Source organism: Anaerococcus prevotii DSM 20548, from assembly GCF_000024105.1.
GTDB lineage: Bacteria > Bacillota > Clostridia > Tissierellales > Peptoniphilaceae > Anaerococcus > Anaerococcus prevotii.
The window spans coordinates 21037-43567 of the sequence record NC_013164.1 but is presented as its reverse complement, the minus strand read 5'-3'; the positions used below and the strand labels follow the sequence as shown (position 1 = coordinate 43567).

The 22531-nt window shown below is 28.8% G+C and carries 16 protein-coding genes; all 16 read right to left on the bottom strand.

All coding sequences use genetic code 11. The features are described 5' to 3' along the window. Window positions 1–11: 11 nt before the first annotated feature. The 16 genes from APRE_RS09780 to APRE_RS08960 all read right to left on the bottom strand — a co-directional run bounded on the left by APRE_RS09780 (window position 12) and on the right by APRE_RS08960 (window position 22501). Window positions 12–149: a hypothetical protein gene (locus APRE_RS09780; RefSeq protein WP_012797125.1), complete on the bottom strand. Its 138-nt coding sequence runs from the start codon at window positions 147–149 to the stop codon at window positions 12–14. Between the two features lie 309 nt (window positions 150–458). Continuing rightward, the gene (locus APRE_RS09030) at window positions 459–2195 is read right to left on the bottom strand and encodes an ABC transporter ATP-binding protein (protein WP_012797124.1); all 1737 of its coding nucleotides are present in this window, start codon (window positions 2193–2195) and stop codon (window positions 459–461) included. Then, window positions 2188–3909 (bottom strand): ABC transporter ATP-binding protein, encoded by a 1722-nt coding sequence (locus tag APRE_RS09025; protein WP_012797123.1) that lies wholly within the window; start codon window positions 3907–3909, stop codon window positions 2188–2190. Before APRE_RS09025 ends, APRE_RS09030 begins: the two co-directional genes overlap by 8 nt. A gap of 12 nt (window positions 3910–3921) precedes the next feature. Then, window positions 3922–4590, bottom strand: a complete 669-nt coding sequence (locus tag APRE_RS09020; RefSeq protein WP_004167018.1) for an alpha/beta hydrolase — start codon at window positions 4588–4590, stop codon at window positions 3922–3924. A 75-nt stretch (window positions 4591–4665) separates the two neighbouring features. Further along, window positions 4666–6309: an ABC transporter substrate-binding protein gene (locus APRE_RS09015; RefSeq protein ID WP_012797122.1), complete on the bottom strand. Its 1644-nt coding sequence runs from the start codon at window positions 6307–6309 to the stop codon at window positions 4666–4668. A gap of 2 nt (window positions 6310–6311) precedes the next feature. Beyond that, complete coding sequence (locus APRE_RS09010; protein ID WP_041449686.1) at window positions 6312–7022, bottom strand: ATP-binding cassette domain-containing protein; 711 nt, start codon at window positions 7020–7022, stop codon at window positions 6312–6314. Further along, window positions 7004–7786, bottom strand: a complete 783-nt coding sequence (locus APRE_RS09005; protein WP_012797121.1) for an ATP-binding cassette domain-containing protein — start codon at window positions 7784–7786, stop codon at window positions 7004–7006. The genes APRE_RS09010 and APRE_RS09005 overlap by 19 nt, the downstream gene beginning before the upstream one ends. A 4-nt stretch (window positions 7787–7790) precedes the next feature. Further along, entirely contained in the window at window positions 7791–8567 is a 777-nt protein-coding gene (locus tag APRE_RS09000) for an ABC transporter permease (RefSeq protein ID WP_012797120.1), read from the bottom strand. Next, complete coding sequence (locus tag APRE_RS08995) at window positions 8567–9511, bottom strand: ABC transporter permease (protein WP_012797119.1); 945 nt, start codon at window positions 9509–9511, stop codon at window positions 8567–8569. The genes APRE_RS09000 and APRE_RS08995 overlap by 1 nt, the downstream gene beginning before the upstream one ends. Continuing rightward, window positions 9504–12269, bottom strand: coding sequence for a condensation domain-containing protein (locus tag APRE_RS08990; protein ID WP_012797118.1), 2766 nt, complete (start codon window positions 12267–12269; stop codon window positions 9504–9506). Before APRE_RS08990 ends, APRE_RS08995 begins: the two co-directional genes overlap by 8 nt. A 3-nt stretch (window positions 12270–12272) precedes the next feature. After that, window positions 12273–14444, bottom strand: a complete 2172-nt coding sequence (locus APRE_RS08985; protein WP_012797117.1) for a bifunctional Gfo/Idh/MocA family oxidoreductase/class I SAM-dependent methyltransferase — start codon at window positions 14442–14444, stop codon at window positions 12273–12275. Further along, the gene (locus tag APRE_RS08980) at window positions 14441–18934 is read right to left on the bottom strand and encodes a non-ribosomal peptide synthetase (RefSeq protein WP_012797116.1); all 4494 of its coding nucleotides are present in this window, start codon (window positions 18932–18934) and stop codon (window positions 14441–14443) included. The genes APRE_RS08985 and APRE_RS08980 overlap by 4 nt, the downstream gene beginning before the upstream one ends. A 12-nt stretch (window positions 18935–18946) precedes the next feature. Next, complete coding sequence (locus APRE_RS08975; RefSeq protein ID WP_012797115.1) at window positions 18947–20533, bottom strand: (2,3-dihydroxybenzoyl)adenylate synthase; 1587 nt, start codon at window positions 20531–20533, stop codon at window positions 18947–18949. Further along, a complete protein-coding gene (locus tag APRE_RS08970; RefSeq protein ID WP_002841784.1) occupies window positions 20533–21225 on the bottom strand; it encodes a 4'-phosphopantetheinyl transferase family protein in 693 nt (230 codons plus the stop codon). Before APRE_RS08970 ends, APRE_RS08975 begins: the two co-directional genes overlap by 1 nt. Next, window positions 21215–21967, bottom strand: a complete 753-nt coding sequence (locus tag APRE_RS08965; protein ID WP_012797114.1) for a thioesterase II family protein — start codon at window positions 21965–21967, stop codon at window positions 21215–21217. Before APRE_RS08965 ends, APRE_RS08970 begins: the two co-directional genes overlap by 11 nt. Window positions 21968–22129: 162 nt before the next feature. Next, the gene (locus APRE_RS08960) at window positions 22130–22501 is read right to left on the bottom strand and encodes a metal-dependent transcriptional regulator (RefSeq protein ID WP_012797113.1); all 372 of its coding nucleotides are present in this window, start codon (window positions 22499–22501) and stop codon (window positions 22130–22132) included. Between the last annotated feature and the right edge of the window lie 30 nt (window positions 22502–22531).

Here is a 22531-nt window from a genome sequence, read left to right as displayed (position 1 = left end):
CACAAGATTAACTACTTTCTATCTCTCTTCTTATAATCATTTTCTAACCTGTTCTTAATTTTTGTATATTCCTTCTCATTAATTAATTTAAGATCATAAAGCCTACATAACATAGCAACTCTCATGCTATAAATCTTTATTGCTTGCATTTTTACCTCCTATGTAAGTTGTTTTTTTTAACTTGGTAAGTGGAATGAATTTGAAATATACTAATCTCACATAATCAATTTCAAAAATATTCACACTTTAAAGTATTTTGATTTTATAGAAAGATGACAAAATACCCCTCACCTTATAAAGTGAAATTTGCCCTCTTTGGTAACCAGAATTTTTATTTTTCTATAATATTTTTGAGTTTCAATGATTAATTTAAGCATAAAAAAATGAGGACTTATGCTACTAGACATAAATCCTCTAATCTAAATTTTCCTGTTCAAAGACTTTAATATTTCTTTCTATCAATTATTTAATTTCCATGATTCCGCCTTAGCTTTTGCATTTATAAGGTCAGAATAAAGTCCATTATTTTTAATCAGTTCTTCGTGATTTCCACGTTCTACTATTTCTCCATCTTTTAAGACTAAAATCTGGTCAGCATTTCTAATTGTCTTTAGTCTGTGGGCAATCATAATTACTGTTTTGTTTTTTGTTAATGATTCTATTGCTTCTTTAAGCTTATCTTCATTTTCTGGATCTATACTTGCTGTGGCTTCATCAAAGATTATGATGTCCGCATCTTTTAGCATGGCTCTAGCTATGGAGATCCTTTGTTTTTCTCCACCCGATAGACTTGCTCCACCTTCTCCGATAATAGTGTCATATCCTTCTGGTAAAGCTTCTATAAATTCATGGCACCTTGCCTTCTTTGCAGCTTGAACTACTTCTTCATGACTTGCATTTTGTTTTCCAAATTTTATATTATTTTCAATTGTATCCTCAAATAGATATACATCTTGAAATACCATGGAAATAGAATTCATTAAGTTTTCTATCTTATAGTCCTTAATATTCTTTCCTCCGATTAAAATTTCACCAGAATTTACATCCCAAAATCTCGCTATTAGATTACAAAATGTTGTTTTACCAGATCCAGATGGACCAACTATGGCAGTCATAGTATTTTCTTTTATCTCTGCTGATACATTTTTTAAAATTGGTCTATCATCATAAGAAAAGCTGACATTTTTAAAGACTATATCATGATTTTTTATAGGCTCTGTAATACTTCCTTTTCTCATATCAGGCATAGAGTCGATAAAACCTACAGAATCTATGGCATTTTCGCATGCTCTTAGGATTGCCATGTTTGATCCTGCTCCGATTAAGCCTTCAAAGATAATAAAGGATGCCATAATCATAAGAATTGTTTCAGCAAGTGGAAGTTCACCAGATAAATTTAATTTTAATGATAAATAGACCATAGCCACTGTTGTTATTCCCATTACAATTCTTTGAATTACTGTGTATGGTGCTACAGATATTTCTAAATCTAAAAGTATATTTGATGTATCTTTTATAGACTTTCTTAAAGCCCTGTTATTTTCTCCACCAAGATTATAGGATTTTATAACCTGCATACCTTGTAAAGTTGCTAATACTTCTTTTGTAAGTCTTGTTTGTGTTTCTGTCATCTTGTCTGCATTAGCTGATGATTTTTTCTCCATCATTGATGTAACTATAAAGAATACTATTACACCTGCTACAGCAACCAGTCCTACCTTTACGTTAAAAATTAAAGTTCCAAGGACAAAGACTAGAGTATTTAAAACTCCACCAAGTACAAGAACCAAAAGCATAGGCACCCACATTTCTGCTTGGGAAAGTGAAGATGTAGCAATAGTAGTTAATCTTCCTAGTGAAAAGCTTGAAAAGAAACCCATAGGAACTCTTTTTATTTTTTCTCCTATTTCTATCCTCTTATGAGCTGCCATAAAATATCCAGCGTGTGTTTGTGCCATTTGTGATGATTTTTGTGTCATTATCTTTCCAACAAGGGATATAACTAATATTCCAAGACAAACAAAGATAGCCTTATAGTCTAAAGTTTTAGAAAATATATTTACTAGCATATAGTAAATTGCACCAAATTCAAGGGCATTAAATACTGCGTGCAAAAATCCAGCGAGAATAGATTTCTTAATATATACCTGTTCTTCTTTTGAAAAATTCCATATCTTTTTAAACACATTAAGCATTTTCATCACCCCTTAAATTTGCAGCATACATTTCCTTATAAAGTTCTGATGACTTTAATAGTTCTTCATGAGTACCATAAGAATTTAATTTGCCATCTTTAATAACAAATATTCTATCTGCATCAACAATTGTCTTTAGCCTATGAGCGATTATGATTAAAGTTTTACCCTTAACTAGATTTGCCAAGGCATTTTGTATGAGAGCTTCATTTTCGGGATCTATATAAGAAGTTGCTTCATCTAAAATTACGATTGGTGCATTTTTTAGCATGGCACGAGCAATAGATATTCTTTGTCTTTCTCCTCCAGATAGATGACCTCCACCTTCTCCAACTCTTGTATCATAACCATTAGATAGATTCATAATAAAATCATGGCAGGCAGATTTTTTACATACATCTATAATTTCTTCGTCAGAGGCATTCTTATTTCCAAGCCTAATATTTTCCTTTATAGTCATATCAAAGAGGAAATTGTCTTGGGATACAAAAGAAATAAGTGAAGACAAGTTTTCGAGCGACACATCTTTTGTTTCTACTCCGCCAATTTTAATAGATCCCTTATCTACATTCCAAAATCCAGCAATAAGTTTTGCTATTGTGGACTTACCTGACCCAGAAGGACCAACGAGGGCTGAAACATTAGATTCTTTTATTTCCATAGAAAGATTATCTATAACCTTATTTTTTCCATCGTAAGAAAAGTCTACGTCTTGAAGTTCTATATTATAGGATTCCATTTTTTCTCCCTTGTCAATATTTTCTAACTGTCTTGAATCTAAAATCTTTCCTATTTCAGAAGTTATAGTTGATATTCTTGACATATCGTCCATATAGTTCATGATTTTTAAAATACTGGAAACTGTAGCAAAGGATAAGACGATTAAGGTAATTAAATTTCCTAAATCAATACTTCCCTTTATATAAAATAAAATCCCAAAGGGTATGATTGTAATAATTCCCATAGGAGAAAGTAATCTACCTATGGCAACCTTATTCATAGATTCACCCATCCAGTTATAATAAAAACTTGCATTATCATAAACTGCATCAGCATATTTTTTATAAGATGATTCGCTTTGATTAAAGGTCTTTATTACTTCTATCCCATTTATATACTCAACAATCGAATTATTCATATGTTGACCAATGGCAACTGACTTTCCAAACATTTCCTTATAATGAGCATTCATAACAGACATCATAGTAGCCATTCCCACCACAAATGGAATTAGTGATAGCAAGGTCAATCGCCAATCTAAGGTAAACATATAAATAAATAATAGAACAGGTCCTACTAAATTTGCCGTAAATTCTGGCACTAAGTGGGCAAGTGAAGTTTCCATAGAATCAACTTGCTCAACTATAATATTTTTTAATTCTCCAGATGTTCTTGATAATACATCTCCCAATGGCATCTTAAATAATTTTTTGGAAATATCATTTCTAATTTCTCCTAATGAATTAAAGGTTGCTGTATGAGAAATTCTTGTGGATATTCCAGCTGCCACTTCTTTAATAACAAATGTTATTAAAATACTTATGCAAAGTGGAGTGTATAAGCTCATATCCCTTATGCCATTAATCAAATTCACAATAATTTTCGCCATAAAAATATAGGAAAAAAGCCCAGCCACTACTCCAATTATTGCCAGTAAGATTGACATAAAATATGAGCCTTTTCTTTTTCTTACATAATGTTTTATTAATTCCATAAAACCCCTTCCTTAATTTGTCATTAAAAAATCATAAATTTCTTTCGCCACAATTTCCCAATCGTTGTCAAGCATCATATCATGACAAATATCATTTAAAACTATAATTTTACTTTTTAATTTTTTCCCTGTCCTAATTGAAAATTTAACTGGTACACAATTATCATTCCAAGATGTTAAAACCAGTGAGGGTATGTTTGTAATGCTTTTGTTTGTTTTAAACCCTTTTAAAACTTGTATTTGTGCTTTAATTGGATCTTTCCTCAGTTTATTAATATAATATTCTTTATTATCTACCCTATTTTCTGAAAAAAATAGGTTTTCTCTCGACTTTGTAAGCATTTTTATCCCTATAAACATCATTGATGTTAAAACATTTTTTATAGGTAAAGGTGAAATCAATATAATTTTATAGACTTTATTTGAATTAAATTTCGCGTAATTTAAAGCAACTAAACTTCCCATAGAATGGGCTACCAAAACAACTTTGTTATTACATTTTTTTACTGTACTGTCTAAAATATCAATATAATCTTTTATTTCTATCTCTTTGCTATTTTCCCATTTAAAATCTATTGCAAATGTTCTATGTCCTTTAACATTTAAGTAATTAACAAAATTATTCCAACACCACGCTCCATGCATTGAGCCATGTAAAAATATAATATCGATATTATTCATTGCTAATGTTTCCTTTATAATATAGTCTCTTTAGAAATGAAATATTTCTAAAGAGACTTACATAAATATTATAACTTATTTACTTGTCTTAGCTTTTACACTGTAAATATTGAAAAATTGAGGTGTACTTGTAAAGTCATATCCACCAATTTTGTCATTTCTATACAAAATCATTTCTTTTGAATAAGAAAGAGGCAAATCCATAGCGTTTTCGTTTGAATATACTATAGCTTTTTGTATATTATCTTTAATCTCCCCTTCATTTGTAGAAGTGGAAGCTTTCTTTATTGCATCAATATATATGTTTGAATCAGAAAGTGCTTTTAACGGCATCAAATGTGGATCCATTTCGGTGATTGATTCTTGTAAGAACTTATGAGGTTCAGTATAAGAACCCTCTGTATTCCAGGTTGTCAAATGGAATTCTCCCTTTATACCATCTGTCCACCATGACATTTGATCTTTTTCAACTAGGTCAACATCTATACCTACTTCTTTTAATTGTGTCTTTATTGCAAGTGCAGTTTCCTTAGCAAGTACTAAATCTGACCAGTAAACATATTGAAGCTTTAATGGACTTCCGTCCTTTTCTCTAATTCCTGTATCTTTATTGAGTTTCCAACCCGCTTCATCTAGCAAGCTATTTGCCTTTTCAGGAGCATAACTATAATTAGTTGGATAATTTGCATCACAATAAGCTACATCTTTAGGGAATAAAGTTTCAGCTACATCTTCATATGAGTATGTTAAACTGTCGACAATGTCTTTTTTGTTAATTGCATAATTAATTGCTTGGCGAACTCTTAAATCTTCTAATTCTTTTTTACTTGGATTTAAAATTAGATTCTTAGTCAAAGTCCTATTTTTGTTGACTTCTCCAGTAACATCCTTAATTTCAGAACCTTTTTTGAAGTCATCATAATTTATTAAATCTGCTCCATAAATTAAATCTATTTCCCCCTTATTTAAGGCTTGAAGTCTTGAGGAAGCATCGGGAATATATTTGACAATAACTTCATCATAATAAGGTTTTTCCCCATGATAATTTTCATTTCTAACAAATTTTGTATATTCTCCAGATTTAAATTCTTCATATACATAAGGACCTGTTCCTATATTTTTGTTAAATTTCTCAAAGTTTCCCTCAGTAAATGACTTTGGAGATGGCATCCCCAATACATTTTGGAAACAAAAGCCATTTATATAAAATTTAGACGGATTTTCATAGTGAACAGCAATCGTATTATCATCAATAACTTCTGTTGATTTTATCTCTGCAACAGCCCTTATGCCTGCAAAATTAGGGTTAGACTTATCAAAATCTAATATCTTTTTTACTGCATCAGCATTAAAATCTTCACCATCTGAAAACTTTACCCCGTCCTTTAATTTAAAGACTAAAGTTTTGCCATCATCTTTATATTCAAAGCTTTCAGCAAGTTTTGGTACAATTTCACCGTTTTCATAAGCTACTAGGGTTTCGTAAATTAAACCACAAGCCATATTATTTTCCTTATTCATTGTTAAAGTCGTAAGGTTTGTCAGTTCTTTAGCAGTACATAAGGTTAAAACCTTCTTGCTTTCATCTTTTGTGTTCTCACTTGCTACATTTGAATTTTCTTGTGCTTTTTCTTGATTCTTTTGGCAACCTCCTAGTAAAATTGAAAAACTAAATACAAGTGCCAATAAAACCATCATATTTTTTCTAAGTTTGATCATTTCTATCTCCTTTGCAATTTTCCTTCTCTAAATATTTTTCCTTTCTTTATTTCTATGATATAATCTGAAATCTGTTTTGCTTGATTTATATCATGAGTGATAAAAATATAAGAAATACTATGCTTAGATTGATAATAAAAAAGTAAGTTTAATACTTTTTCAATCGTCAGTAAGTCAAGCCCAGCCGTAACCTCATCTAGTATTAAAAAATCAGGATTAACCATAAGGGCTCTTATGAGCGACAATCTTCTTTGCTCGCCTCCAGATAGTTGGTGAACGGGCACATCTAATATTTCCTTTTTTAAATGTAAATCCTCGCAAAATAATAACACTTTTTCCTTTCTTTCCTTTTTCGACAAGTTTGTTAAATTAATAAGCCCTTCTTCCAAATTTTTAAAAGTGCTTATACCAGGATTTAAAGTACCAGATGTATCCTGGAAAACAGACTGGATATTTTTTCTATATTTCCTTATTTTTTTTAATTTTAATTTTGAGATATCTACAGAATCATAGAGTATAGATCCTTCATCTATTCTTTCTAATCCTATTAATGCTTTTGCAATGGTGCTTTTACCAGATCCACTTTCACCAATTAAACTTAAGTTATCTCCCCTTTTTAGTGAAAAGGAAATTTGATCTAGAGCTTTAAATGTCCCTTTTACTGTTTCAAAAGAAAGGCTAACATTACTCATAGCTATTTCGTCCATTTCCATTCACCTCCAGAATCTAATATTTTCTGACTACAGATAACAAATTTTCTTGTCCATTCTTCTTTAGGGCTTTCAAATATATCTTCACTACTCCCCTTTTCTATAACACACCCATTTTCTATCACATAGATGCAGTCGCTATATTTTTTAAGAATTTCGGCATCGTGTGTTATTAATAAAATCCCTTTCCCTTTGAAATTTGCTTTAATCAATTCAAAAAATAATGATGAGTTATAATTATCTAAGGCTGATGTTGGTTCATCAGCAATTATATAATCAGTATTTAGTCCCATAGATATCGCTAAAATCACACGCTGAATCATGCCTCCAGAGAGTTCAGTGGGATATGAATCTAAAACTCTTTCATATTCAAGATTGACGCTTTTGAGCTTATCTTTTGCTATACTTAATGCTTCTGATTTATTTATATTAAGATTAGCAATATATATTTCAACCATTTGACTTTTTATCTTTTTTCTTTTGTCAAAAGAAATCATGGGAAGTTGAGGAATAAAAGCGATGTTTCTATTGTTGCTATTGATATTATCTTTTTCCAATATATCGAAATCATCTATAGTAATAGTTCCAGAACTTACTTTTAAATCCTCTGATAAAATCCCAAGTATTGTGTTTACTAATGTAGTCTTCCCAGCACCACTGGGTCCAGTGAGACCAATAATTTTTCCCATAGGAATTCTAAGAGAAATATTATTTAAAAGATTGTTTCCTTTTTTATCTGTAACTTGTAATTGATTAACCAAAATCATATCTTCACCTTCTATTCGCTTCTTTTGCAATAATATTAAAAGACATTGTAGTAATAAAAACTGCAAAAATAGGGTAAATTATGAGTTCTGGCTTAATAAATATTGAATCTCTCGCTTCTAAAATCATAGAACCCCACTCCACAACATTTTCTCCAAGTCCAATTCCTATAAATGAAAAACCAGTAATTGCTAAAATCATATCCGCACAGGACAAACAAATATAATGAACTAAATCTAATAATATATTTGGTAGTATATGAACTAGAACCAACCTAGTCTTTGAAGCACCAAGTGAAATCATACAAGTGCAATAAGCTTTATCATATTCAATATTTATTTGAGTTCTAACAAGTCTTAAAAATCTCAATATATATGAAACAACCAAAGCGATTAATGTAGTTTTTATTCCATTTCCCCAAGATGCTATAAATATGATTAAATAAGCAATTGGTGGTATAGCCGTTACAGCATTAATAATCGAATCTACTATTACATTCTTTTTCATGGTAACTTTTGACGTTAGTGTTCCTAAAAACAAACCTAAAGTAAAAACAATAATTGATGCCGTCATAACCATAAATAATGTAGTTTTCCCCCCGAACAGTATTCTCGATAAAACGCACCTGCCCATGCTATCATTTCCCAAAAGATACTTAGAACTTGGATTTCCAAATCTAAGGGGAAGATTAACTTCTAGGGGATCATTAGGGGCAAAAAAACTTCCAAGAAATATAAATAAAATCACTAGGAAAGGAAATAATGTCCTTTTGTTTATTTTCATTAATCTCCCCTTTCCTTTATCAAAAGATCGTTTATCAAATCTGATATTATATTAGCAAGTGCAATAAATAATGCTAAAAAGAAAACCAACCCATGAATCATCGTTGCATCACGATTTATTACAGAATTTACAATCAAATACCCAAATCCTGGAATAGAAAAAACTCCCTCAACTATTGCCACATTTGCAATCATAAGTCCAATACTCTGGAAGAAATTTGGAATTAACTTTACTATCGAGTTTGGCAATATATGTTTCACGAACAAAGTAATTTCCTTTAGACCATTTGCTCTAAAAAACATAATATAATATTCACCATTCTCTTTGTCTAAAGCATCTTTAAATAGTGGATAATAAAAAGAAGCCCCAAATATCCCTAAAGTTATTGCAGGAAGTAGATAGTTTGTAATGCCAATATTACCTGCTACTGATAGCAAATCCCACTTTACTGCAAATATATCAAGTAAGATAATAGCAATATAAAAGCTAGGAATTGAAACACCAATAAGGCATAAGAGATTTGTAAGCTTATTGATTATCTTGCTCTTCCATAAGAAAGTAATGCATCCCAAAGATAATACTAAAACTACCTGTAATATTGCGGAAAAGAAAACAACAGATAAAGTTTTTGGCAAAGCCAACATTATATTATCCCAGACTGGTTTGCCATTACTTAAAGACTGTCCTAAGTCTAGAGAAAAAAGATTTTTGATCCAGTTAAAATATTGTTCATATAGAGGTTTATCAAAACCAAATCTTAATCTTACTTCTTCAATTTGCTCAGGTGATGGACTTCCGATATGTCTTTTAGCATATGCAGTAGCTGGATCGACGGGAGATAATTTCATTAAAACAAATGACAAAGCGCTCACAATTAATAATGTTAAAACTAATTCAAATATTTTGTTTGCTATTCTATTTCTAAATACTTTCAATTCAAGCATTTTTAACTCCACAAACCATCTTTGCTAAATCTACCGCGTTTTCTTTATTTTCTATACAAGAAATATGATTTCCTCTTATGTTAATAACATTAAATTCTCCTACACATATATCATTCCAAAACCTAATAATATCTTCTCTTTTTTTGGGAATAATCTCATTTTCATCCTCAGCTAAATATAAATCAATATCAGTTAATATTGGTGATATATTGTTTGCAGATGTCAGCGAAAACTTTTTAAATATTTCGAACATTTTAAAGAATTCTGTGTTCTTTTTTATATCTAAATTAAAATATTTTTCAAATCTTTCTTCTTGACTTATTTTTTGAAGCGATTTTAAAGCACGTTCTATTTTCTTATTAATTAAAAAATTCTCGCTATTATGTGTGTTAAAATCAATATATATCTTTAATTCAGATTCTTTAAAATTAACACATGAAATGTCATGAAAATTTATTCCTAACATTTTTAGAAATAACAACTCCTCTATTATTTCTTTATAGTTTAAATTTGTTGAAAAAATTGAATCAATTACTGATAGTTTATCCACGTTGAACCCTGTTTTTAATAGTTCTCGAGCTAATTCACAAGATATCATTCCACCTATGCAATGCCCAATAAGATGGATACTTTCATATCTATAATTATTTATTAATTTACAATACTCTTCTCCTAATAACTTATATAGATTAGTATTATCTAAAGTTAAAAATTTATCTTTATTTCCAATTTCTATTGTTAATATATCTTGATTAGACAAATTAAATATTTCATCAGTAAAATGATTAATTCTATCTACACTTCCTAGTCCTGAGTGAACAATAATAATCAAATCTCTTGAATTTCCTTTTCTTAAAAATTCAACTTTCCCTATATTATTTTTACTATATTGCACTTCCTCCGTTTCTGTCTGTTCCTTAAAATTCACTCGTTCAATTATATATTCTACAATTTCATTTATTGAAGAGTTACTCAACATGGCTTTCATAACTATATCAAAAGATATATTGTCTATATCTTTTGATATCAACTCATTTAAAAATTTAGAAGATGCTTGAGCTATTAGTAGAGAATCTGCACCATTAATAAATAGGTCTGCTGTTTCTTCAATATTTTTTACCAATAAATCAGACCAAATTTCTTTTAAAATCTTCTTCATTAATCTAGATTCTTCACATAGAATATCAGCTTCTATATCAAGCTTCTTTTCAAAGTTCTCTAGGTTATTATAATTTTCTTTATTTATTGTTTCTGAGTCCTTTAAATTGATAGAATTTTTAGTATTATAAGACTTACCCCAGTTTTCCTCTTCTAAAAGATCTTCTATTATGTTGATAAATAAATTGAACATTTCTTCAAGAAGATTCTTTTTAAATATATTATCTCTAACATCCCAATTAATATATAATTTCCCATCAAAATCAGTAACTTGGCAATCTATAAATACTTGAGGTGTTTGAGAAATACAGTTGCCGTTATATTTACCAATTGTCAATCCTTTATTGCTGTTAGTACCTATGCTACTAGTAAAAACGTAAGGATATATATTATTTCTGTACTTTCCATTCCTTCTTATTTCTCTCAATACATCTATCCCTGAAAAAGAAGAATGTTCTAAATCACTGACAAGGTTATTTTGTATCGACTTTGAGTAATCTTTAAAACTATTTATTTTACTAAAATCAACACCTAATAACATAATATTAGTAAAATCCCCTACTAGGTTTTCCGTTGTTTTGCCATATTTATCTCTATCCATAACTGTACAATTTATTGCAAATTTCTTGTTAGTGCTATACTGTGAAATTACTAAAGAATATATAGTTAATAGAGTACAAGAAGCTGTTATTCCAAACTTTTGTCCATTAAGTTTAATTTTTTCCCATTTTTCTTTATCAATTGAATGTTTATACCTCGTGAATCTTACGTTATTTTCGACGGTTTCCAAGCTAAGTTTCTCAATTTCAGGAGTTAAATATAATTCATCAATTTTTTCTATCCAATAGTTTTTATCGGTATAATATTTTGGCAATTGCTTTCTAATAATTTCTGAATTTACGTAATCTTTAAATGAATATTCTATTTTTGATAAAGATTTTGTTGTAAAATATAAAGTTTCAAATTCTTCAATTAATATCCAAATGCTTCTCCAATCCGCTATCATCATATCAAATGATAAAATTAACTTTGATTGATCACCTATCTGTAATAAAGCTATGTCAAACAATGGATATTTTTCATTCTTATAAATTTTATGAGATAAATTTTTAATAACATATGATTCGTTTTCATTGCAGTTATCAAATAAGGTAAAATGTGCATTTTTAGTTATTTTTTGTGTGTAGTTCAATGAATCAAACACTACTCTTAACATTTCATGTCTAAAAACCAAATCTCCCCAAATCTTTTCAACTTTTTTCCTATCTAATTTTGGATAAACCACCTCTATATAAACATGACAAGATGTGTTACCATATTTATAAAAATCTCCCTTTCCCATAATGTATGCTAATTGAATCTCTGTAAGCGGAAAACTATTTTCATATTGTGATTTTACTAAACTAGAAATTTTATTCTCCATATTTAGAATTTGCAATATTCTTTCTTTGTTTTTAGACAGTAAATTCAATACTTGTTTATTCAAATGATGAATATTTGATTTATACTTTAACTTACCATTTTCTTCAAACAAATATATTCCTTCATTTCTTAGCTTACTAATTAATTCTGACAAGTTATTATGTTCAATATTGCTCACAATTTACTCCTTTCTTACCATAAATAAATATTTATTTAATCCTGACAAAGGATTAGTCTCATCAGGCCAATAGTTTGTGATAAATCCTGTTTGAGAAAGTAAATCCACCCACTGATTCAAATTAAGGAATGTGATATTCGATTCATACCTTTCATCTATTGGAATATTCATCAGAAAAGACTGAGATAAAGCAATCTCATAATGCTCTCCTACTGGTTCTGTTATTAAAATTAGCCCTCCACTCTTTACTAAATTAAAAATATTTTCGACAACAACTTTTGTGTCAATAGAATTATTTAAGGCTCCAGCTGAAATAACAATATCAAAACTATTATTAAAGATTTTTTGTTCCATAAAGCTTTTATTGAAATCTATTTTTTTGAATTTTATATATTCATACGCATATTTTCTTTTAGCATTATTCAAAAAATATTGACTTACATCCGAAAAAATATACTCGCAATTATTGTTTGTTAAATCGCTATTAGAAAATATATACTCACTCGTAGCTCCAGTTCCAGCTCCAATCTCTAATATACGTATCTTTCTTTTAGCTTTTTTTACATAATCACAAATATGCTTTGATATCTCTTTTGCCAAGATTTTTTCCATCGAATTTTGTCTATAAAATTCAACGGCTATTTTATCATCTCCATTAGGGAATAATAATAACATAGGATTTAAATTTCCAGATAATATATTAATGAATTCTCTACTATGATCCATATAATAATCGACTACAACTTCATCAGTAAAATGTGGTATTAAAAATTTTTTTGCTCTTTTCCAGTTATATAACATTTTATCTTCATTAATATTTACTATGAATTTAATATATTCCTCCGATATCACTATATATTTCTCTTTTTCAAGAATTTTAAGCCATCTTTTTAATACTCTTTCTCTTTTTAAATCTCCTCCAATTATTTTAAAAATGTTAGATATCTTTATTTCTTCATTAATTATAAAATTATTAATCTTAAACAAGTTATAATAAACAGATTCAAGACAAGCAATATCTAATATCCTTTTTTGAAGTTTAATCTCTTGAAAACTACATTCCTTTAATTTAATACTTATGTCACCAGTGTTAGTCGCTCTTTCTACATTAAACGTTTTTATTATACGTGAGGTTATATTGGAATCTTCTCTTTTTATTAATGATAAATGAGGATATCCTATAATATTTCCAATTGCATTCCATTTAACTCCATTTTCAACCATTCTTTGGTAACAATGTTTATCTTGTTTACTTAAATACTCACCTTTAGAAAAATCTTGTTTTATGTTGATTATTGTAGATTTAATTGAGTTAATCCAATATTTAGAAAATATTTCTTCAAAAGAGTTATTTGAGTAAAGTTCTTCCATATAACATACATTGGTCTGCAATGTCACATTTACCTCTTTTGCTGTGAAATAATTATGAGCCACCTTTACCATTGGTTTCCATATTATGGGTCCAAATAATTCATATAACTCTAATGTTCCATAATTTGTAAATGTTTTAATATTTAACATATAAGGCATAGTATTATCTGGATCAAAAGCATCTACCCTATTTAAAATTTTTAGTAATAATAGCTTAGAGCCTATCCTACATATGAGTGATGAGTCATCCATATTTGGTTTTATTTCATCAGAATTTAATAGCATTAATTCGTCCCCGAATATTTCCTCCAATACTTCTATTAAAGAAAAAACTATTTGATTTGATACAGTTACTTCTATGTTTGTAATTTCACTATCAGGGATAAATTCTATTATTTTTTCTTTGTATAATTTTATAGTCTCCATATTTTTATAAATATTGGCAATTCTAAAGAGTACATTGTTTTTTAATGCTTCTTTTACACACTTTTGTATATCTTTTACATGTAAAGGTTGCTCTGCAACAACATTTATACCTCTCTTTAACAATTCAATTATTACATCTGTACCTGAACCTCCCATTACATCGCTTCTAATAATTACAAAAGCCAACTTTATATCTTTAGGAATATCTGAAATATTTGTATATAATGGTACATTATATTTATCTGAACAAACCTTACTTTGGTTACTACCATTAGACAGAATGCCAGACAATTTAAATCCAGTATCGTATCTATGCAATGCTTCTATATAAAATTGTCCAAATTTTGTCCCACAAACAATAACTTTAATTTTGCTCATTCAATCTCACCAACCTCAACTGGATTTTTTTGCCCATTATCTCTATTTGTTATATATTTAGCACATTCAGATATCGTTTCAAATTCATAAAGTTCTGCAACAGATATATTAATACTATCTTTCTTTAATTCATTGATTATTCTAGATCCAATTAACGAATCTCCTCCTAAAGAAAAGAAGTTATCATAAACACTAATATTTTTATTTCCCAAGCATTTAACCCAAACTCTTAACATCTTTTTTTCTAAATCAGTGCTTGGATACACAATCTTTTTACTATAATCCATATTTTTTGTTTGATTCTTAATAATTTTATTTTTCAATTTCTTCCTATCAACTTTTCCATTTTTATTTAATGGAACTTCATCTACTTGATAGAAATTAGTAGGAATCATATAGCTTGGTATTTCATGTGATAAATAACTTCTTAATTTTTCAAAGGTATACTTGTTTTCTTTTAAGTTAGCTATTGTAAAAGTTATAAAATTAGAGCATTCTGTCCTTTTTTCACTGTTTATATAGAGGACTTCACAATCATAATTGTCAAAATCAGCTGGTCTTACTTCGTTAAATGGCTGCTCATTTATTATATCTGCTGTAATTATAGGTAGTAGGTTATTATTTTTTAATTCATTACCAATAATAAGTCCTTTGACTTTCAACGCTTTTAGCATTTCTTCTATAAGAGTCTTTTTGTCATTACTTCTGTGAATCGAGTTTATAGCTATAACAATATCAAAATCATCTTCATCTAAAGAAGTTCCTAAGTTATCATTTATGCAAACATATTTATATTTACTATCACTCTCCAAGTCAGATAGATTATTTCTAAAGTAGATAGAACTATCAACATAAATATAATCACTAACAAATTCTTCAATCTCTTTAAAAATAGTAGTAGTTAGTTCGCTATTTCTAGTTCCATATTCTAAGATTTTTATATTTTTCTTATTATTTAATCTTGCATAAGCCTTTATTGAATTTATAATGCTATTAATTGATTCTTTATATCCTAAAAGTTCTTCTGCAAATTTTGACATATAGGATTTATTTGAATCTGAATAAAAGGCTTCTATAGGATCATTTTCTCCCGACAAAATCTTTATAAGCTCCAATTCTAAATCCTTTAAATAATTGCCTATTTCATTATTGCAACTATCTTCATTTATGAAAATCTCATCTTCTCTTAATGAATATTTTTCATTCTTAAATTCTAAATATTTTAAAGATAAAAGTTTATTTATCCAATTTTCAATTATAAATCTATTTCTTTTTGAATCCTTAATTTTATTATAAATATCAACAATTGAGTAGCTATTATTTACTAAATCAAGTTCAAAGCTTTTAAAGACATTTATAATAGTTTTGGCAACCAGATTATTTATTTTTTCATTTTGTGCCTCTATATCCTCATAACAGATTTCTTCTACTTCCTCAATAAAAGAAGTGTCTATTTTTTCTAAACATTTATTAATATTAAAGTTATCAGAATCCTTGTCAATTTTTACAAAGGCTACTAGATTTTTGCTGTTTACTTTTTCTATAAAATCAACTACTACTTTTTTAACACCATCAAATTTACTTATAGCATCTTCGATTTCCCCAAGTTCAATTCTATGACCTTTAATTTTTACTTGAGTGTCTTTTCTTCCAAGAAATTCAATAGTACCATCATTCCAAAATCTTCCATTATCTCCAGTTCTATACCACCTAATCCCATCTTCTTCAAAATACTTATTATTAGTTAGGTCTTCATCTCCATGATAACATTTAGCGACACCTACCCCACCAATTAAAAGTTCTCCCTTAACATAATTAGGGCATATTCTACCTAATTCATCTACTACTCTATAGACTTGGTTTTTAAGTGGTCTTCCATATGGAATTGATATCCAATCTTTTGGTATTTCTCTTGGTGCATTTAAATAATTTGACCATATAGATGCTTCTGTTGCACCGCCCATAGCTACAACAATGGAATTTTCTTTTTCGCTTAACTTGTAAAATCTTCCTGGTAAGTCTTTTGATATCCAATCTCCTGATAACATAACAATTCTAAGTGGTAAGTTTTTCTTTTCACCCTCTGCCATAGTTACGAGCATGTCAAAAAGTATAGGTACAGAGTCCCACACACTTACCTTAAATTTTTCAATAATTCTAATCCATTCATCAGGATTACGATAATTATCTTCATTAGTTGTTATTAGAGTTCCACCTACACCAAGTATTGCAAAAATATCATATACTGATAAGTCAAAGTCTATTGCTGACACCATAAGTAACGTATCATTTGAATTAATAGAATATTTTTCATTTAAATCATTAATAGTATTAATGGCACTTGTGTGCATGATCTCAACACCCTTTGGCACTCCTGTAGTACCTGATGTCATTATTATATAGGCTGAGTCAAAAGGACTTACTTTTATAGGATTATCAAGACCTAAGGATTTGTCTATAGCTTTGTCTAAGTCAATTAAAGAAACTTCTCCTGTATCTAGTTTGCAATTTTCTATTGTTTTATTGTCACTTATGACAAACTTTATGCCAATTTGTTCGTATATTTTAGTTCGTCTTTCGCTAGGTTGATTTATCCCAACAGCAACATATGCCGCTCCAGAAAAAAGTATTCCAAATATAGCATAAATTTGTTTGCTTGATCTTGGAAGAGTAATACCTACATATTCTCCCTTTTTTATTCCATTTTCCTTTAAAAATCCAGCTATTTTTAAGGATTTTTCATATAAGTCCATATAGGATATTTCTTCTTTAGTTTCTGAATCTATAATTGCAATTTTTTCTGGATTTTCTTTTACATTTTTTATAAATCCGTCATATAATCTTTCATCAGGAAAGTTTAATGGAAGAATTGATTGAAGCTCTTTTTCTCTTGCTAGTTTTTGATTTTCTGATAGCACATCAAATTTGCTTTCCCAATTTTCTTTTTCTGTTAGTCTTAAAAGTTGTTTTTCTAAAGAATTTAACATATCATCTAACATTTTTTCAGGGAAAAGTTCATCTACACTATCCCAGCACAATACTAAATCTCCATCTTTTATATAAGATTGGAAATCTAACCATACTCCTGGAGTTTGTGAAACCATATATGTAATTTTGCCCAAAGCTTTCCTTGAAATTTCAGTTTCTAGTGGATAGTCTATGTTGCACGCAAAAACTACAGGTGCTACATTAAGGCTTGTACCCTGTGATTTTGATATATCCCTTTGAACTTGTACTCCACTATAAGATGAATGGCTAACATTGTCTATAAAGGTTTTGCTTATTCTATTCAAGGTTTCTAGGAAAGAAGTATAATTTTTTCTTTCATGCTCTACTAATAAGATATTTGTAAAGTCTGCCACCATATCTTTCATGTTTTCGTTTGAAAGATCTCTATTAAATAATGGTAAGTTTATAAAAAACTTATCTTGGTTAGTCCATCTTTCTAGAATTAAATCATATGCAGTTAATAAAACCATTGATGGCGTAGATTTATAGCTTGCTGCAAGCTCTTTTATTTTGCTCCACTTATCTTTTTCAATAACTCGTTTTCTTCTAGTAAATCTTGTTTCTTTGATTTGTTCAGGATCTTTTCTTAATGGTAAATTAGGTCTTTCTATTTCAAATGAGTCTATTTTTTCTTTCCAAAACTCTTGGTCTTTTTTATAAATTTCAGAGTCTACTTCAAGATTATTTATATAGTCTTTAAAAGTATAACTGTTTAGATTGTCTAATTCTTTTCCTAAATACAATTCTCCTAATTCTTTTAAAATAAGGCTCAAACTCATTACATCAGCAACTAACAAATCTAAATCAAAGAAAATTTTGTTTCTATTTTGTGATAGATTCGCAAGTTTTAATCCTGCGACTTCTCCCATTTCTACTCTAAGTTTTCTATGAGATAAATTTTCTCGTATTTTATCTAGTCTAATTTTGGTTTCTTCTTCATCTAAATTAGACAAGTCAAAAACTTCAATTTCTTCGCTAAAAGGTTTATCTAATATTTCTTGTTTTCCATCTTCTGTGAATCTTGCTCTGAGCATTGGATGTCTATATTGAAGTTTATTCCATGCATCATTCAATCTTTTATAATCTATATCTTTTCCATCTATTTCAATATAGGCATGACAACCCACTCCACCTAGAGTTTGATCATAACTTCTGCCTATAAAATAAGAATATTGAACATCTGTAAGATTGAATGAATCTTTGCCATCATTTGATTTCTTATTATCTTTTGAATGTTTCTTAATAATTTTTGAATTAGCTACTAGGTCAAACCATGAATTAAGTGTAGGCTTCTCAATGAGCTTTGCGAAGGATATTCTAAGTCCTTCTTTTTTAAGAATTCCTGAAAGTTGCATTACTTGCATGGAACTTAAGCCTTTTTCTATTAAATTGTCATTTTCTTTTATGTCTGATTTCTTCAAGGTATCTTTTAACCATTTTTCAATTATTAGTTTAATTTCTTTTCTCGCATCAAATTCCATGTTCTGCTCCTTTCACTCTATTCTTTTTAATTTATTTCTATCAATTTTTCCCAAAGCAGTTAGCGGCCATGAATCTATATATTTTATAGAATCTGGCAATTTAAATTCCGCTACATTCTTATTTGCTAGAAATGTCCTGATATCTTCTAATGAGAGTTCGTCCTTCTCATCTTTTAATATGAATACTCCTATTTTTTCTCCCAAAAGTTCATCAGGCACTCCTACAACTTGAACATCTCCTATATTTTCATTAGATAGTAAAATATCTTCAATTTCAGAAGGGGTGATTTTTTCTCCAGCCCTATTTATTGTTTCTGAAATTCTTCCAACTACCTGATAATTCCCATCTTTTAGTTTCCTTGCCTTATCTCCAGTTTTGAAATATAAATCTTTGTCTATACATCTTTTATTTACTTCTGGGAGCTTATAATAGCCATAAATTGTGTAAGAGCCTCTAACTATAAGTTCTCCGTAATCTTCATCTTTGACTTCTTCTCCATCTTCATCAACTATTAACAATTCATCAAACTCACTTATAGGTTTACCTTGAGTTGTAAATATAGTTTTACTATCATCATCTAAAGAAGTTGTCATAATCAGACCTTCAGCTATTCCGAAAATTTGTTGTAATTTACACCCAAATTCTCTTTCTATTTTTTCTGCAAGCTTTTCTTCTAAAACCGAACCTCCAACTTGAAGAACCTTTAATGATGATATGTCATAATCATCTACCTTTATAAAATCTATACATATATTTGCCATAGCAGGAACTAATCCCGTTATCGTAACCTCCTCTTCCTCAATTAAAGGCAAGATTTCATCTGGGCTTGTTACTGGGCATAAAACAACTTTGCCGCCTATAAAAAATGTTCCTAATATCCCTGGGCAACATAAAGGAAAGTTGTGAGCAATAGGAAGAGAGGCTAGATAAATACTGTCTTGATCCATTTTACATCTCTTTGCAGTTTCTTTTGCTACATAGATATAATCGCAGTGTCTCCTTGGTATCAATTTTGGTATCCCAGTTGTACCACCCGATAAAAGTAATAATCCTATTTCTTTATAGTCAACATCTATATGTTGATATATATAATCTTTATCATTGAGATTGTAAAAATTTTTATATCCTTGATTATCCCCAAGAATATAAACTTTAAAATCTATGTTTAATTCTTCTCTTACTTCTCTAATCATATCCACATATGAAAATCCAAGATATTTACCCTTAGCTATATATGCTATTGCCCCTGATTTTTCTAATATTCCCTTTATTTCATTTTTCCTGTGAGCTGGAAGGGATAATACAGGAATCAAACCAATCTTAAACATGGCAAAAAGGATAATAACAAATTCATGGCAATTAGGAAGTTGAAGAACGATTCTATCTCCCTTTTTAAATCCAGCTTTCAATAAACCATTGGCATATTGGCAAGCTTTTCTATTTAATTCTTGATATGAAAGTTCAACATCTCCATCTACTAAGGCAATTTTATCCCCATATTTTTTAGCACAATCTTCAATAAATTCTCCTAAGGTCATATGCGGCCATACTTGTTCATCATAAATTTTTTCTAATTTTTCTTTTAATTCAATGTTCATTAATTTTCCTCCAAGCATATTGCCCCGAAATATTTGTCATCATAGTTTAATGACTTTAATCTACTTATTGTATTCCTTTTACTATCATTAATTTCTATAAATTCATTTCCAAAAGAAATTATTTCAATCTCTTTTAAATTCCTTACAAGACCAATACCATCACATTTAAGATAGGCTTCTTTTGCAGTCCAATATCTATAGAAACTGATTATGTTATTATCTATATTTATAATTTCATCTTTAGTAAAACAATTTTCTAATATATCCTTAAACTCAAATTGATAATTTATTTTTTCAACATCTATTCCTACTTCTATTTTAGAAAAAGCTAACAAGACCAAGTCTTCTGTATGGGATATGTTAAACTTTAATCCTAGAGTGTTTTCTACATAAGGCTTATTGTTTTTATCCCTCTTGACTCTTAAATCATTAATTCCTTTTTCGAGTAAACCTTTTAAGGTCAAATTAAGTATTGCCCTTGATGCTAGATAATTAATTTTTGCTATCTCTGATTTATAATCTTCTGATTTTATTATCTCCTCTTTAGTTAAATAAGGAAGTAATTTTTCTTCTAATAATTTATCTGTATAAGCCTTAATTAGTATTAAATTATTACTAGCTAATTTATCTTTTAAATCTTCTAAAGTAAGAAAATCATTAATTTTTCTTATTTCATATTCTTCAATTTTCATTTACTTTTATAAACTCTTTTATCTCTTCAATGACACTTTCAGGAGATGTATTGACAAACATATGCTTGCCATCGATATATCTATAAGTGAATTCTTTTGTGGTATAATCTTGCCATTTTATAAGTTCATCTAAATTCATTTCTTGATCTTTATCTCCCATAAGACCTAGTATAGGTGATTCTAATTTCTCAAATTTTGTGTCTTGATAGTCTTCATCTATTACAAAATCTGCCCTAAGTGTTGGCAAGAAAATAGAAATTAAATCCTTATTGTCTAAAATTTCTTTTGGTGTTCCTTCATATCTTCTTAAGCCTTCTATAAATCCGTCATCATCAAGATGATAAATTGGATGAGGTTCTTTATATAATGGTGCTCGTCCTCCTGATATTATTATTCCTCTTGGATTTATGTAATCCGAATTTTTAATTCTTAATGCAAGTTCATAAACTATTTTTGTTCCCATACTGTGTCCAAATAAATAATAAGGTTTTCTAAAATTAAAATTTTCTTTCATATCTTCAAATAAATTATCCACTAAGATATTAATGTCACTTATAGCCTTTTCAGAAAACCTGTTTTCTCTTCCTGGATACTGGGCAACAAGTAATTTTATATCTTCAAACTCATCTTTCCATTTTCTAAAGGCAGACACTCCACCACCTGCAAACGGGAATATAAAAAGATTTGCTATTATATTATTTTCATTAATTTCTTTACTTAGTATTTCAAAGTTTTTTGACATAAATTCACCTTTTTATTTATTTTCTGTTAGTATTGGCTAACTCAAAATTATTATATACCATTTGATAGCTTTTATCAATAGCTTTGAGATGTTTTTAAAAATATAATTTTAAAAATAAAAATAGCATAGACATCTCATTATGCGAGTCATCTATGCTATTTACTATAAATTATAATCGAAATGTTTTTTTAATTTTTCAAAAGTTTCATCAGAAATAACATGCTCTATAAGACAAGCTTCGTCTTCAGCATTTTTTGCATCTATTCCAAGTCTTATAAATACGTCCGTCAAATATTTATGCCTTGTATACATTTTTTCGCAAAATATTTTTGACTCCTCTGTTAAACGAATTATTTTATCTTCACCATAAATAATCAGCCCTTTATTTTCAAGTTTTTTTAGCATTCTTGTAACAGTAGGTCTTTTATATTCTAAGTAATTAGCAAGATCCATATTTCTTACTTCCTCTTTTTCCAAAGATAAAATATATATAGCTTCTAAATAATTTTCCTCTGCAAATTCCCTGTGTAGAATAGATTACCCCTCCCTCAAAATAAAAATAAT